The organism is Legionella sp. ST3F1, assembly GCF_048553315.1.
Taxonomy (GTDB): Bacteria; Pseudomonadota; Gammaproteobacteria; order Legionellales; family Legionellaceae; genus Tatlockia; species Tatlockia donaldsonii.
Genome location: NZ_JBLZIO010000012.1, coordinates 70,919 through 83,944 on the forward strand (window position 1 = coordinate 70,919; position 13,026 = coordinate 83,944).

Consider the following 13,026-nt stretch of genomic DNA (forward strand, 5'->3'; position numbering starts at 1 on the left):
CGTCTATTTCTGTGCCTCACTGTGAATAACTTTTCTTCCCTTGTTAACACCCCTCACTTACTTAAAATTAATTTTATTATATCCTCTTGATTTTAAAGGATTTTTTGTTTTTGCTTATCATAAACCCATCCATTTTTATCCACAAATTCTGTGGATAATTCTGTGCATTAACTGCTTGAAACCCCTTGGTAGCCAAGCCAAAGATGATATACTCTTGCCATGTTTACGAAAATTGCAGCTTAGAATGCGTTCCTTATCGAATTTCATCTTCAGTATTCTATTGATTTTATTTGCCAGTTTTGTCCATGCTGAGAGCAACTTAAAAGAATTCGAGCAAAAATTAAGCGATTCCGTTATCACGACAAAAATTACTGCCAAATTTACTAAAAACCGTGATCTTAATCCTTTGAAAATCTACGTCTCAACGAAAGATGGTATTGTGACCTTACGTGGCCATGTAAAAAATAGACAAGCCTATGTAGATGCCCTTCGACTTGCCAAAGTAACCAAAGGGGTAAAGGCCGTTGAAACCGATGAATTGGTCATCAAGCAGGTAAACACTGCCTTAACCGATGCTTATATTACTGCCAAAGTCGAAGCGGCTATTTTACGAGCCAAGGTGTTTGACGATGAATCAATTCCGTTAGTCGGCATCAATGCAACCACAACAAATGGTACTGTCACCCTGTCTGGAAATCTCAAGCAAAAAAAATCCATTGTCGCGATAATAAAGCGGGTCAATGCCGTGCGAGGCGTCAAGAAAATCGTTTCTAACTTACAGGTAGTTAACAAGGAAGGTTAATGAAGGATTTCACTCGGTTTAAATTTTTCCTCTGGTATTTTGGCCATTTTCAAGTTCCTTTGATTGGCCATTTGAAACCCAAACTAATCGCTCTCGATGAGCAAAAAATTGTTGCTAAAATAGCTTTAAGAAGACGTAGTAAAAACCATCTTAACTCCATGTATTTCGGCGCCTTGGCAGTGGGTGCTGATCTTGCTGGCGGCTTACATAGTTTCTATCACGCAAAGCGGGCCAACTTGAAAGTATCCGTTGCGTTTAAATCGTTTCAGGCCCAATTTCTTCGCCGGCCTGAATCCGATGTTTATTTTGTCTGTGAAGAAGGCGATCGGGTCAAGGAGATGCTCTTGGAATCTAAAAAGTCCGGTGAGCGGGTAAACAAGCCAATCCAAATCAGGGCTTTTACTGATTATCTTAAAAACCCTGAAGAAGTCGCTACCTTTAGTCTAGAGTTATCAGTTAAGGTATTAAATTAGGGATTAGCGCTTAGGGTTGATTGTCTGCGCTTCGCTGCCCACATACCAAGATGTATGCTCTGCTGCGATACCCAACAAATCAACCCTAAGAACTCAAGCTAGCGACATAGAAACAGTCCCTAATAAAGCTGGAATAAACGGTCAATGAGTGCAAAAAATGAATTTTCGCCACTGGCAAATCGCTGTATTACTCCTCCTTCTTAGCACCTATAGTGTGTTATTTTATTTTGTTTTTACTTATCAATATAAACTCGATTTTTCATCGTTTTACTCCGCCTTTCAGCTTTTTGATACCGGAGATAATCCCTATCAAAGTTTATATACGACTTATCTGCTTACCATAAAAAAGTTATCCGCTAATCTTAATCCACCCATTGTGCTCTGGGTACTCACTCCTTTATTACGCCTTAACTATGATCTGGCCTTGATTATCTGGTCAGGCCTTTCTTTACTGTTAGGATTAATCGGGGCTCATTTTAGTTTTAAGCTGGCCTTTCCTGCCGATTTCATTAAGAAGAATTGGCTGAGTTTATACCTCATTTATTTATCCTTGTTCGCAACAGTCATGGATACGGCCATTGCCCAATTTGGTTCCATTTTATTTTTCTTTATCATGACCGGTTATTATTGTTACCTTAACAACAGAGAATATAGTGCCGGCCTACTTTGGGGCATCATCATCGCGATGAAATTCTTTCCGGCCTTACTTTTTTTCTTTGTCTTAAAACAAGGCCGCTACAAAGTCTTTATGGTCATGTGCGTTACCCTGCTGGTACTGTGCCTTATCCCATGGGTTGTTTTAGGGACAACTATTTACAAGCAATATTTTTCCATGATGACCCGGGTTCTTTGGTACGGTGATAGTTGGAATGCGTCTCTTTATGGTTTTCTGTTCCGTTTATTTATTGATGTGCACGATAAAACACAGAGTTTAATCGCCATTAAGACAGCCTATATTTTTCTATTTTTCAGCCTTCTCTTCTGGTACCTGAAAAAAAGTACCGGAAAATCGACAGTCCAGAATCACCAACCGTTTTGTTTGACCTTGGTCATGATGTTATTAATGAGTCCTTTCGGTTGGTTATATTATTTTCCCTTGTTAATTCTTCCTTTTGCCTGTCTCTGGATAACCGCCATTGATAAAAAAACAAATACGGCTCAATTACTCTTCATGTGGCTTATCAGTTTATTTCTGCTTAACTTCCCAATTGACTATGTTCGTACCACCGATATGCCTACCTTCCTGGGTAAACTTGGTTTTTATTCTTTTTATTTTTATGGTTTATTGCTGATGGCTCATCTGTTGACACGACAACCAATCCTCCCTCCTGCCAATGATCTGAGCATAAACAAAGCGCCTGCCTACTTCACCCCATCACTATCTATTATTATTTCTTTCGGTCTTTTAATTCCCATTATTAGTTTTGTTATGCGCTTATTCTCTATTCCTGGCGTACCCCTGTTGCATTATTAAGGGAGAGGCGCTTTTATTATTTTGCCTAATTGACAAACCCATGCATGCCGTCTAACGTTAACAAGGAATGCTTAATCTCTATGCGACTGAATTTAGGCCATCATGATCAACTTAACCATTCACACACAACCTGATGATGAAACTTGTGGCCCCACCAGTCTACATGCTATTTATCGCTTTTATGGCATGGATATCAGTCTTGAACAGGTCATTAGTAAGGTAGAGCGTTCTCTTTCAGGGGGAACCCACGCCCCCATGTTAGGCAAACATGCCTTACAACATGGATTTCAGACAACGATTTACATTAACAATCTTAATGTATTTGATCCAACCTGGTTCAGAGGTGACCAAGGGGAAGCCTGCCAAAAAATGCTGATGCTTAAGCTAAAAGCACAAATGAAACATAAAAGAGAGAAAGGATTCACTCAAGCAAGCCACGCTTTCCTGGAATACCTGGATCTAGGCGGTCAGGTGCGCTTTCGTACGCTGAGTGTGCAATTGCTTAAAGAGTATTTCTCTCAAGGTATCCCGATATTAACCGGGCTTAGTGCGACTTATTTATATCGTAGTGCACGTGAACGTTTCACTAAACAAGGAGAATCTATTTATGATGATATTCGAGGCACTCCCTGTGGCCATTTTGTTGTGCTCTGCGGTTATGACAATAAAAGGAGACTCATTGTTGTCGCTGATCCGCATCGCGAAAACCCGATTTCCCATGACAATTATTACAAAGTAAGCGGCCACCGCCTAATTAATGCCATCATGCTCGGCGTCCTAACCTATGATGCTGTGTTACTTATAATTCAACCCAAAGAGTCGTGAATGCAAACTATAATAGTAACGGATGACCCACCAAGCTGGGAATTTTTAAGCCCACTCGCCAATATTGTTAATGCTTTAGATTACTTGTCCAGTGAAAATTATCATCAAAGCAAGTCGATGCGGGTGATTAATCTTTGCCAATCCTATGGCCATCAGACCATTGGTTATTATGTCTCACTACTGGCCCATGCCCGTGATCATAAAGCCATTCCCTCAGTCCATAATATCCAGGATGTACTCAACGTGAGTCTATCGATTCTTATTTCACAGGATATTGATGAAGAAATTCAACACAGTCTTCAGGACATTAAGGGGGATGAATTTATTCTAAGCCTCTATTTTGGCCAAAATATGGCTAAACGTCATGCGACCCTTGCTAAAAAATTGCATGGCTTATTCCCCCTGCCAATGCTTCGCTTCATCCTGGAGAAAAAGAAACAGTGGCGGATTAAAAAACTGCTGCCCTTATCACTGAACGATGTTCCCGAGCATCATCTCGAATTTATGAAGCAAGCCGCTGAAAATTATTTATCGAAGAAACGCTTTCACCAATGGCGTAAAAAGCAACGTTTTCATGATTTGGCGATTCTGATTGACCCCTGTGAATTGAATGCGCCCTCTAACAAAAAAGCCTTGGATTTTTTTGTCAGTGCCGGTGAGGAGTTGGGATTAAACATCGACTTTATTGAAAAAAGTGACAACAAATCCATTGCTGAATATGACGCTTTGTTTATACGGGCAACCACTTCCGTTAACCATTACACCTACCGAATGGCAAGACGAGCTGCCCAGGAGAATCTGGTTGTGATTGATGATCCACAATCCATCGTCAAATGCAGCAATAAGGTTTATCTGGCTGAATTAATGCGTAGCCATCAAATATTGACGCCAGAAACTACTTTTATCAGTAAATACGATAAAAATCTTCCAGAGATAGAGTTTCCTTGTATCTTAAAAAGGCCAGACAGTGCGTTTTCCCATGGCGTTCTTAAACTCGATGATGCGAAATCGTTACAGAAATCCCTGAATCAATTTTTCAAGATTTCTGATCTGGTTTTGATCCAACCTTTTATTCCAACGGAATATGATTGGCGTATTGGTATTTTAGATAACAAACCCATTTTCGCCTGTCGTTATTACATGGCTAAAAATCACTGGCAAATTTATAATTGGAATGCCTTGAGCGAGAAAAGAGAGGGGGCAACTGAAACTGTTCCTCTTAATGAAGTGCCTGAAGCCATTATTAAAACCGCGTTAAAAAGTACCCGTTTAATTGGTGATGGCTTATACGGTGTCGATATCAAAAGCCAGGGTGATAAGCACTATGTTATTGAAGTGAATGATAATCCCAATATTGACTTTGGCATAGAAGATAAAATTTTGGGTGATTCTTTATACGAACACATAATGGGTGTTTTTTTACAACGTATTCGCAGGAAACATGGTTATGTCTGATTATTCGCTTTCTTCTGTTTTAGGCATCGAAATTGAGTATATGCTGGTGGATCGCAACAGTTTGAATGTACAACCCAAAAGTGATGTGATCTTAAGTGCTCTGGCAGGGAAACAAGTCAACGAAACAGTACTTCCCAATGGGGATATTGCTGCCAGCAATGAATTAGTGATGCATGTACTGGAACTAAAAAATAATGGCCCAAAACCACCGCATGCCCCCTTAGTAGAGCAATTTCAGCAAGCCATACAATCCTTACAGCCGTTATTAGACCAGCACAATTTACAATTAATGCCTTCTGGCGCCCATCCCTGGATGAATCCACTTACGGAAACAGAACGGTGGCCACATGGTAATAATGCCATTTACCGCCAGTATGATTCTATTTTTAATTGTCAGGGGCATGGCTGGGCTAATCTACAAAGCATGCACGTCAATTTACCTTTTGCCAATGATGGTGAGTTTTGCCAATTGCACAATACGATTCGTCTGCTACTGCCTTTGCTCCCCGCGCTCGCAGCCAGTACCCCTTTCCTTGATGGTAAAGCAACCGGATTAAAAAATTCACGCTTGTATTTTTATGGTAAAAACCAACAGCGGATCCCATCCATCAGCGGCGACATCATTCCCGAATTTATTCGTTCTGAGGAAGAGTACAGAGAAACAATTTTGGCACCCATGTATGACGATATTCGTCCCTATGATCCCGAAGGGATTTTGCAATATGAATGGCTAAACTCCAGAGCAGCGATTCCCAAATTTGACTACAAAGCCATCGAAATCCGCATTCTTGACTCACAGGAATGCGTGCAGGCTGATATTGCTATTGCGCTGGCCATCCATGCTATTTTGAACTATTGGCAACAGAACTCTCCCTATTATTTAGACACCCCTTGTGACTCTAAACGCTTAAAAACAGTCTATGAGCAGACCATCAAAGAGGGTTTATCGGTTACTGTTGATGATGCTGAATTATATAGACAATGGCAATTACCCCAAAAACGGACTCTCAGTTGTCGCGATATCTGGTCGCAACTTCTTGAACGAGTCAGCAGCGATTTGGATAACCCTTGTCAGCGTGCGCTTGAATATATTTTAAGCCAAGGCAATTTAAGCGAGCGGCTTTTACGCGCCTGTGGAAATGACTACACCAAACCAACACTGGCCAGGCTTTACCGCCAATTAACGCATTGCCTCTACACGAATCAAATGTTTAATCCATCATGAAACCCGTGGGTCTTGTAATAAGTTGCGAACATGCGGTTAATACGGTACCTGTTGCTTATCAAAAGCAGTTTGCCCCTTACCGCCACTTATTAGAATCCCATAGTGGTATCGATTTTGGCGCCTTGTTTGTAGCGCGTTATTTGCAACAGGTTTTTAATTGTGATTTTATTCAGGCGCAAGCAACCCGCTTGCTGATTGACTGCAACCGCAGTTTGACTCATCCCCGTTGTTTTTCTGAAATCACGATTAACTTGCCCCAGGCAGAAAAACAGCAACTTATTCAGCAGTATTACTTGCCCTTTCGCCAGGCAGTAGTTGCGAAAATAGAAGAACAAATTGCCCAAGACCGGCAAGTGATTCACTTATCGATTCATAGTTTTACACCAATCCTCAACGCGAAAGAGCGTAATGCAGACATTGGTTTTCTCTATGATCCAGGGCGTGCAAGCGAAAAAATGCTTGCCCGAGAATGGCAACAACAGCTTAAGAAGCACCATAGCCAACTGCGTACCCGGCTGAACTACCCTTATCTTGGCATCAGTGACGGTTTTACCAGCGCTCTACGCAAGCAATTTTTTGATCAAGATTATGCAGGTATCGAAGTTGAAACCAATCAAGCCTTGGTTCGGGATGAGAAAACCTTAATCAAGGTAGCAGACGCGCTGGCAACAACCTTCCCTCGACTGGCGCATGGATGAAGCCTGGGCACGCGTAAAAAGAAAATGGAGCCTGATCGCTATTCAGGCTCTTTAATTCAGATTGGTGTTTGGCAACGCAGTCCTTATTCCTCCCTGACTAGTCTACAATTGCACTTACTATCCTCTCTCTTTGGTTCTATTGAAATGCCAATCCCTAATAAAAGAGAAATCGGGGTGTGGCAATCATTGGAACGAAAAGAGACCCTAAGCTATTAACTGATGACAATGTTGTTTTATAGATTGCCAGGTATTATCTCCGAGAATTTCTTCACTGATCTTGCTCATTGACAAAAAACAACTTGCAGGTGCCATAAGTTCCACTGTTTTAAACATCAATACACGCTCGTCAAAGTTCATAGCCGGCAAATGATTACTCAGCCATTTTCTTCCTTCTTCAGGATCATGATAAACTTGAAATGCCATCATCATTCCACTTAATTCCGGAGCAGCAGCAATCTCCCATAAATTTTGCATAACATATTCTTCTTTATCTATATGGTAAAGATAGTTGGCAATGAACCGATTAAGCGCGCGGTAAAACTCTAACCCTTGTTCCTGGCGTTTCGGGTAATGGTTTGTTAATAACTGAATATGAGCAAAATTTTCTTCCAGATTTAATAGTTCTTTTTTTAATTCTTCATGTTCATTATCCAAAGTACGGGAAGCACTGGGCATTTTTCTGCGTAATAATGGATGGATAAAAATGTCTTCGTGATCAGCATGACTGCGTATACCTGTTAAAAAAACAGCAAGCTCTTCGGCTAGTGGCAATAGCTTTTCCGGCTCATTATAATTAATCTCACCCGCATGCATTGCAAGATTGAACATTTGCTTCCGTTGACACTGATGTACATAGGTATAAAAATCAATTCTCATGGGTCTTCCTATCTTAAATTTAAATAATATTGACGTTCCTCTGGTGGAAACTTTTCAATTGCATACCTTAAAGTAGTGCGGGAAAAGCGGGCATGATGTAGATCAATAAATTGCTTTAACGCCAAAATATTTCGCTTACCAACTTCTCGTAACATCCAACCTGTTGCTTTGTGAATCAAATCTTCCTGATCTAAAAGCAAAATTTCAGCAAGTTTAAGGGTATGATCAATTTCATTGTGGCGAATGAACCACCAGGTTGAGATAATAGCAATACGCCTATCCCAAATGTTCTTAGAATGAACTAATGTGTAGAGTAATGTTTTTTTACGGTTTAAAAGATAAGGACCAACAACATACGGAGCGACCCCATCTACCCCATCCCAATCGCGAATAGTATGTCGATGTTCAATGTAAAAATTAAAAAGATTTAGTTGCTCTTTTTCATCGGCCTTTTTGAACTTTAAGCATAGTATGATATACGCAATGGAGCGTTCATCATGGACATCCGAACTCATAAGTTCAAGAAGATTTGTCAATGAAAGAGTAATGAAATGCTTTGCTATCTGGCGCAGCAAAACTGTCGAAACCCCTAAAAAAATATCTTCTTGGGAATTTTTAAAAAATTTACGTATATTGAGCGCGCTCGATTTATTTTCGTGCTCGAGTAGCTGCTTTTTTAGAACAATTAATTCACACATTTTTTTATCTTCAAATGAATAAGCCTACATCGTATCAAAAAGAAAAATTAGTTATTGGAAAAACCCGACAATTGTCATTGAGCAGGTGTTTTTCTGTATAGGATTTGAAATCATTAATAATAGGAGACTGATCATAATAGTAAGGATTGAATGTCCTTGATTAAAAAATACCAATACGTCTTGAAAGTGAGTTAATGCTGAAAATTTCTTTAGGGTTAACCCAATACGCTGTAAGTTGCGTTCTAAAAGTCCAGACAACTTAATTAAATCACTCTATTTTGACGCCAGAACCTTGTTTCTATAAAAATAGGCTCTAGCAGTCCTACTTGAAGCGTCCAGGATTCCAAGTAGGATTCTTTGCATAAGGCAGGTCATGGCTCTGTAGACACGTCCACAAGCCTTGCGTGAAAAGTTTTTATTTACCTCTCTCAAATCGCAGACTTGAAAGAGTCCCCCCCGATAAAATTAACCACCTCGGCTGCCTCAAAGCGAGTAAATGGCTTGGAGATAAAACCACTTATATAAGCATCTTTCGCCTGCTCATAAAATTGCGCCTCGCTATGAATACTAAGGACAATAATAGGCGTGTCCTTGTTGTGTTTGCTTTCGGTTTTAATTAATTTTGCAACCTCGAAACCATTCTCACCGGGGTATAGGCCTAGATCCATTAGAACTGCATCGTAGGGAACGGTATTGCATTTTTCGATCGCGCTGTCACCATCCGCGGCAATATCGACCACACAATCCAGATCTGTCAAATGTTGTTTAGCAACTACCTGAGCAGGCTGAGAATCCTCTACTACCAATATGCGATAGGGTTTATTCATCTTAGTTTCCTAACTATATCCATGGCTAAAAAATTTGATGGTCGCGCTCTTGCTGCTTAATTTTTAGCCTTCCATAGCGCACAGCTTTTGCTTAATTATAAGCCACACAGAGCTATTTATGCCACATCGCAGGCGCATAAATTCAAAGTGTAGTCCAAATTTAAAAAAAATGTTTCAATTTTTTGCTCATAACCAGTTAGAGTGACCCAGAATAGTAAAGTAAATTATGGAGCAATAGACTCTCTAACTCATATCAGTTATTGCCTGCTCATAATAACAGGGGAAAAACCTTAGGATATTTCTGGCAAACGTGTTGAACAATGCCTCATGCGGAGCTATTTTCGATTGCTATTATTGACTGGACCTAATGTACCAGATCCGGTACACACCCTTGCACCATTCTCAATTCTACAAGAGAATTCGGTTTGGGTTTGTGGGCTACCTCCACTCACTCCTTTTAACTCTTCCCGGGCAATTTTTTTGACTTTCTTGGCGGATACCTTTTTTGTGCGTTTCATTTGAACTCTCCAATCTGGCAATATTTTAATCATAGGTAAGGATTGAACCATTTACCAGCTTGGCTCGACGTATAAAAAATAACCTGTTGATCGCTCTGGAATAATTTTTACGCAGGCACTCACCATTCCCGTCTTAGTACTTTCAGCAGGATAAAGTTAATGTTACGCTCTAAAGCAATACACTAGACCCCGCTTATTTTTCAAGGACTGATTGATGGACTACCAATTAACCAATAAGACAGCGCTTGTGACCGGTTCAACGGCAGGCATTGGATTTGCCATTGCTCAATTACTGGTAAAGGAAGGAGCAACCGTTGCGATTAATGGCCGAACGCAGCAACGGGTAGATGAGGCTATTCAAAAAATAAAATTGACCTGTCCCAAAGCCAAACTCATTGCCCTTCCCGCGGATTTAAGTCTAAAGCAGGATTTTGAAACCATTTTTCACCAATTACCAACCCTGGATATCCTGGTTAATAATTTTGGTATCTATGAGGCGAAACCATTTGGTGATATTTCTGATGAGGATTGGCAACGGTTCTTTGACGCAAATGTGATGAGTGGCGTACGTCTTAGCCGTCATTACCTGCCTGATATGTTTAAAAGAGACTGGGGAAGAATCATTTTTGTTTCCAGTGAATCAGGCTTACAAATTCCTGCCGAAATGATTCACTATGGCATGACAAAAACAGCCCAACTGTCTATCGCGCGTGGCCTGGCGGAAACAACCGTTGGAAGCAATGTTACTGTTAATTCTGTATTACCCGGCCCGACAAGTAGTGAGGGGATCACGCAATTTGTGGCAAACATTGCAAAAGAAGAAAACAAAAAACCGGAGCAAATTGAAAAAGAAGTCTTTACCTCTTTACGACCAACCTCGCTACTCAAGCGTTTCATTACCCCCGATGAAATCGCCGCGATGGTCGCATTTTTATGCAGCCCCCTATCTGCAGCGACTAATGGCGCTGCAATACGGGTTGATGGGGGTATTGTGCGGTCAATTGCCTGATTTTAAGCGGCATAGCCCTCTGTTCTTAGCTAGGTTCGCGGATTTCTTGGGTTTCTTGGAAGCCCATGAAATCTAGGATCCGAAAGGTCTTGGTCTTGTAAACTCTCTCCAGTACCGAGGTTGCCTGCACGACCTCCAGAAATATTCTTCAGATCCTCTTTTTTAACCGATTTTTTCGCTTTATTTTGTGAAGATTCTTTGGAAGACTGCTTCATGATTATGTCCTATAACAAAGAAAATATTCCCTAAGTATAGTTTAAGCAACAGCACAGAACTGGAGTGTCCTCCGATACCGATTTAATTTCTTCATTATTAGCCTTGGGAAAAAAAAGCGCGCACCTATTCCCATAAGTAAAAAAACAAGATATAATGTTTAAAAATTAAACAATCTGGAGAATTAACATGCCGTCTACAACTAAACCCAACTATGTGGAAACCGATATTTTACCCGATGTTGATAATCCAGGATATGGCAGATTTCGTGAGCACGTTTTCTTTGGCGCTGCACGCACTCATTTGGGAATGTCAACTCCAAATCCAGATGCAGGTCTAACCCGTATCAGCCAAGGTTTGAATGATCCTGCCGTTCAACAACAAGTCACTAATAAATTAGAAATCGTAGCCCGAAATCAGGAAACTGCTGAGGCATTAGAAGATGTTCTTCCTCCAGAGCTTATCTCCGTGGTGAACAAGTTTTAATTTATCGTGGGCTAACGCGCAAGAAGTGCACTCACGCACCTATTGCGCGTTACCAGTCTTATTCCAAAACTTATCAATATCATTTTAATTGTCTGTTGTCATACCAGCCATATAATAAATAGCTGCTGCTATCGCTTCATCGGAGCAATTCTTATTCGAGTCATCGGCTTCTTTACATAAGCCGCCATGAGGCATTAATCCTTTTCCAGTGCCTACTTTATAGAGTAAGTAATCGATCGCTGTTTTAAATCGGGTCGGGTTATTCTTCGACTCCATGATTGCCTTATTAAATCGGATAGCCCATGCCTGTTTATTGAATGCAGCCGGAGCATGCATCCCCGGAGCAAAACGAGGATCATGACAAGTTTGGCATGTCATTTCATAAGTCTTTTTACCTAAATCACTGGCCATGAGGGTGCTACTAAATGCAATGAGGAGACTAAGTAATATTGTTTTCATTGGAAATCCCTGTATAAATTAATAACAATCCATAAATCCGGGTTACTTTTCAATTTTAACAATTAACGATTGAAAAATCTTATTGGATTTTAGAATACCTACACTATAATCAAATCAATATTAACCGGGATTACATAATAAGATAAAACCCGCTTATGAGTAACATCTCTACCAACCTTGACCCTTTGATTCATGACGCCACATTGTATCTCCATGAGACAAAGTCTATTCTCGGTAAACTGCCTCAAATAGCAACGGACGATGAGGATTCTTCGGATGGTGAAAAAATTCTTACCATTCAATTAATCCTGCAATACCGTTTAAGCGGTGAAGATGCCTTGAGCTTTTTGTTAAAAATAGATCAAAATTTGCTTTATTTACTCGGAATTCAGCCTCAGCATTCGGCTAAAATGAATATCGATCGCTTGGCTTATGCGGTAGGAAATGAAGATTTAAGACAACTCTTAACGATTTTAGGAACATTAGCGTCTTCCCTCTCCAAGATTATTGCTCGTTATAAAAGCAGCCATACCTCTTTTTCATTCAAAGACAAAAAGCCTCAAAAACAGCACATGATGACAAAGGCCTTGGCTCAACTCCTTGACAAACAAAAGCAATTCTTAGATGTCTTGCAGAAGCTGAATTTAGAAATAGAACAACTTTTAAAACTGCAAGCTTCAGGGCCTATTTTGGATCACATTGCGACCCTAAGAGGATCCATTTCACAGTTTCCCCAAGCCATCATTGATGGTCTTGAGCAGGCAAAACAGCTCTATCATCAAGTGAATAAACCCCCTTTGCTAGACTATCAACTTGATACTTTACTAAAAAAAACTGAACAAGTGCTTCATTCAATGCCAAGTCCCTATAATCCCCATCCGCATTACCCCATCAAACAGTTTGATCATCCAATGACCTCTGAGCAACTTGAACAACGCGCTGCGGCAAAACGATTAAGGCCTTTCTTTGGGTAACGAATTAAAATGGA

General features: G+C 40.4%; 16 protein-coding genes. 10 read left to right on the top strand and 6 right to left on the bottom strand.

Translation table 11 applies throughout. The features are described 5' to 3' along the window. Window positions 1–244: 244 nt before the first annotated feature. From ACN4Z1_RS09705 to ACN4Z1_RS09735, 7 genes are all read left to right on the top strand, one after another. The gene (locus tag ACN4Z1_RS09705; protein WP_115222765.1) at window positions 245–802 is read left to right on the top strand and encodes a BON domain-containing protein; all 558 of its coding nucleotides are present in this window, start codon (window positions 245–247) and stop codon (window positions 800–802) included. Continuing rightward, window positions 802–1,275 (top strand): PaaI family thioesterase, encoded by a 474-nt coding sequence (locus ACN4Z1_RS09710; protein WP_115222171.1) that lies wholly within the window; start codon window positions 802–804, stop codon window positions 1,273–1,275. The genes ACN4Z1_RS09705 and ACN4Z1_RS09710 overlap by 1 nt, the downstream gene beginning before the upstream one ends. 157 nt (window positions 1,276–1,432) lie before the next feature. Further along, entirely contained in the window at window positions 1,433–2,749 is a 1,317-nt protein-coding gene (locus tag ACN4Z1_RS09715) for a glycosyltransferase family 87 protein (RefSeq protein WP_228362872.1), read from the top strand. 102 nt (window positions 2,750–2,851) lie between these two features. Next, window positions 2,852–3,574 (top strand): C39 family peptidase, encoded by a 723-nt coding sequence (locus ACN4Z1_RS09720; protein WP_115222173.1) that lies wholly within the window; start codon window positions 2,852–2,854, stop codon window positions 3,572–3,574. Continuing rightward, a complete protein-coding gene (locus tag ACN4Z1_RS09725; RefSeq protein ID WP_228362873.1) occupies window positions 3,575–5,029 on the top strand; it encodes a RimK family protein in 1,455 nt (484 codons plus the stop codon). It abuts the gene before it with no gap. Next, window positions 5,022–6,254, top strand: coding sequence for a glutamate-cysteine ligase family protein (locus ACN4Z1_RS09730; RefSeq protein ID WP_228362874.1), 1,233 nt, complete (start codon window positions 5,022–5,024; stop codon window positions 6,252–6,254). Before ACN4Z1_RS09725 ends, ACN4Z1_RS09730 begins: the two co-directional genes overlap by 8 nt. Beyond that, a complete protein-coding gene (locus ACN4Z1_RS09735; RefSeq protein WP_228362875.1) occupies window positions 6,251–6,952 on the top strand; it encodes an N-formylglutamate amidohydrolase in 702 nt (233 codons plus the stop codon). The genes ACN4Z1_RS09730 and ACN4Z1_RS09735 overlap by 4 nt, the downstream gene beginning before the upstream one ends. Window positions 6,953–7,156: 204 nt before the next feature. On the opposite strand, the gene ACN4Z1_RS09740 is transcribed toward ACN4Z1_RS09735, so the two are convergent. The 4 genes from ACN4Z1_RS09740 to ACN4Z1_RS09755 all read right to left on the bottom strand — a co-directional run bounded on the left by ACN4Z1_RS09740 (window position 7,157) and on the right by ACN4Z1_RS09755 (window position 9,871). Continuing rightward, window positions 7,157–7,828, bottom strand: a complete 672-nt coding sequence (locus ACN4Z1_RS09740) for a hemerythrin domain-containing protein (protein WP_228362876.1) — start codon at window positions 7,826–7,828, stop codon at window positions 7,157–7,159. Window positions 7,829–7,836: 8 nt separating this feature from the next. Further along, window positions 7,837–8,526, bottom strand: coding sequence for a DNA alkylation repair protein (locus tag ACN4Z1_RS09745; RefSeq protein ID WP_228362877.1), 690 nt, complete (start codon window positions 8,524–8,526; stop codon window positions 7,837–7,839). 428 nt (window positions 8,527–8,954) lie between these two features. Next, window positions 8,955–9,353 carry a response regulator gene (locus ACN4Z1_RS09750; protein ID WP_228362878.1) on the bottom strand — a complete coding sequence of 133 codons (399 nt, stop codon included), beginning with the start codon at window positions 9,351–9,353 and terminating at the stop codon, window positions 8,955–8,957. Window positions 9,354–9,688: 335 nt separating this feature from the next. Next, complete coding sequence (locus ACN4Z1_RS09755; RefSeq protein ID WP_228362879.1) at window positions 9,689–9,871, bottom strand: hypothetical protein; 183 nt, start codon at window positions 9,869–9,871, stop codon at window positions 9,689–9,691. Between the two features lie 214 nt (window positions 9,872–10,085). On the opposite strand from ACN4Z1_RS09755, the gene ACN4Z1_RS09760 reads away from it, so the two are divergent. Further along, a complete protein-coding gene (locus ACN4Z1_RS09760) occupies window positions 10,086–10,880 on the top strand; it encodes an SDR family NAD(P)-dependent oxidoreductase (RefSeq protein ID WP_228362880.1) in 795 nt (264 codons plus the stop codon). A 29-nt stretch (window positions 10,881–10,909) separates the two neighbouring features. Here the strand turns inward: ACN4Z1_RS09760 and ACN4Z1_RS09765 are convergent, their stop codons facing one another. After that, entirely contained in the window at window positions 10,910–11,095 is a 186-nt protein-coding gene (locus ACN4Z1_RS09765; protein ID WP_228362881.1) for a hypothetical protein, read from the bottom strand. A gap of 187 nt (window positions 11,096–11,282) precedes the next feature. Between ACN4Z1_RS09765 and ACN4Z1_RS09770 the strand changes: the two genes are divergently transcribed. Continuing rightward, window positions 11,283–11,579, top strand: a complete 297-nt coding sequence (locus ACN4Z1_RS09770) for a hypothetical protein (RefSeq protein WP_115222184.1) — start codon at window positions 11,283–11,285, stop codon at window positions 11,577–11,579. A gap of 84 nt (window positions 11,580–11,663) precedes the next feature. Here the strand turns inward: ACN4Z1_RS09770 and ACN4Z1_RS09775 are convergent, their stop codons facing one another. Beyond that, on the bottom strand, window positions 11,664–12,038 hold the full coding sequence (locus ACN4Z1_RS09775; protein WP_228362882.1) for a c-type cytochrome: 375 nt from the start codon (window positions 12,036–12,038) through the stop codon (window positions 11,664–11,666). Window positions 12,039–12,193: 155 nt separating this feature from the next. On the opposite strand from ACN4Z1_RS09775, the gene ACN4Z1_RS09780 reads away from it, so the two are divergent. Beyond that, entirely contained in the window at window positions 12,194–13,012 is an 819-nt protein-coding gene (locus ACN4Z1_RS09780) for a hypothetical protein (RefSeq protein ID WP_228362883.1), read from the top strand. Window positions 13,013–13,026: the final 14 nt, after the last annotated feature.

Coding starts and splice junctions, on each gene's coding strand:
- ACN4Z1_RS09705 (WP_115222765.1), top strand. CDS start 245: ATGCGTTCCTTATCGAATTTCATCTTCAGTATTCTATTGATTTTATTT.
- ACN4Z1_RS09710 (WP_115222171.1), top strand. CDS start 802: ATGAAGGATTTCACTCGGTTTAAATTTTTCCTCTGGTATTTTGGCCAT.
- ACN4Z1_RS09715 (WP_228362872.1), top strand. CDS start 1,433: ATGAATTTTCGCCACTGGCAAATCGCTGTATTACTCCTCCTTCTTAGC.
- ACN4Z1_RS09720 (WP_115222173.1), top strand. CDS start 2,852: ATGATCAACTTAACCATTCACACACAACCTGATGATGAAACTTGTGGC.
- ACN4Z1_RS09725 (WP_228362873.1), top strand. CDS start 3,575: ATGCAAACTATAATAGTAACGGATGACCCACCAAGCTGGGAATTTTTA.
- ACN4Z1_RS09730 (WP_228362874.1), top strand. CDS start 5,022: ATGTCTGATTATTCGCTTTCTTCTGTTTTAGGCATCGAAATTGAGTAT.
- ACN4Z1_RS09735 (WP_228362875.1), top strand. CDS start 6,251: ATGAAACCCGTGGGTCTTGTAATAAGTTGCGAACATGCGGTTAATACG.
- ACN4Z1_RS09740 (WP_228362876.1), bottom strand. CDS start 7,828: ATGAGAATTGATTTTTATACCTATGTACATCAGTGTCAACGGAAGCAA.
- ACN4Z1_RS09745 (WP_228362877.1), bottom strand. CDS start 8,526: ATGTGTGAATTAATTGTTCTAAAAAAGCAGCTACTCGAGCACGAAAAT.
- ACN4Z1_RS09750 (WP_228362878.1), bottom strand. CDS start 9,353: ATGAATAAACCCTATCGCATATTGGTAGTAGAGGATTCTCAGCCTGCT.
- ACN4Z1_RS09755 (WP_228362879.1), bottom strand. CDS start 9,871: ATGAAACGCACAAAAAAGGTATCCGCCAAGAAAGTCAAAAAAATTGCC.
- ACN4Z1_RS09760 (WP_228362880.1), top strand. CDS start 10,086: ATGGACTACCAATTAACCAATAAGACAGCGCTTGTGACCGGTTCAACG.
- ACN4Z1_RS09765 (WP_228362881.1), bottom strand. CDS start 11,095: ATGAAGCAGTCTTCCAAAGAATCTTCACAAAATAAAGCGAAAAAATCG.
- ACN4Z1_RS09770 (WP_115222184.1), top strand. CDS start 11,283: ATGCCGTCTACAACTAAACCCAACTATGTGGAAACCGATATTTTACCC.
- ACN4Z1_RS09775 (WP_228362882.1), bottom strand. CDS start 12,038: ATGAAAACAATATTACTTAGTCTCCTCATTGCATTTAGTAGCACCCTC.
- ACN4Z1_RS09780 (WP_228362883.1), top strand. CDS start 12,194: ATGAGTAACATCTCTACCAACCTTGACCCTTTGATTCATGACGCCACA.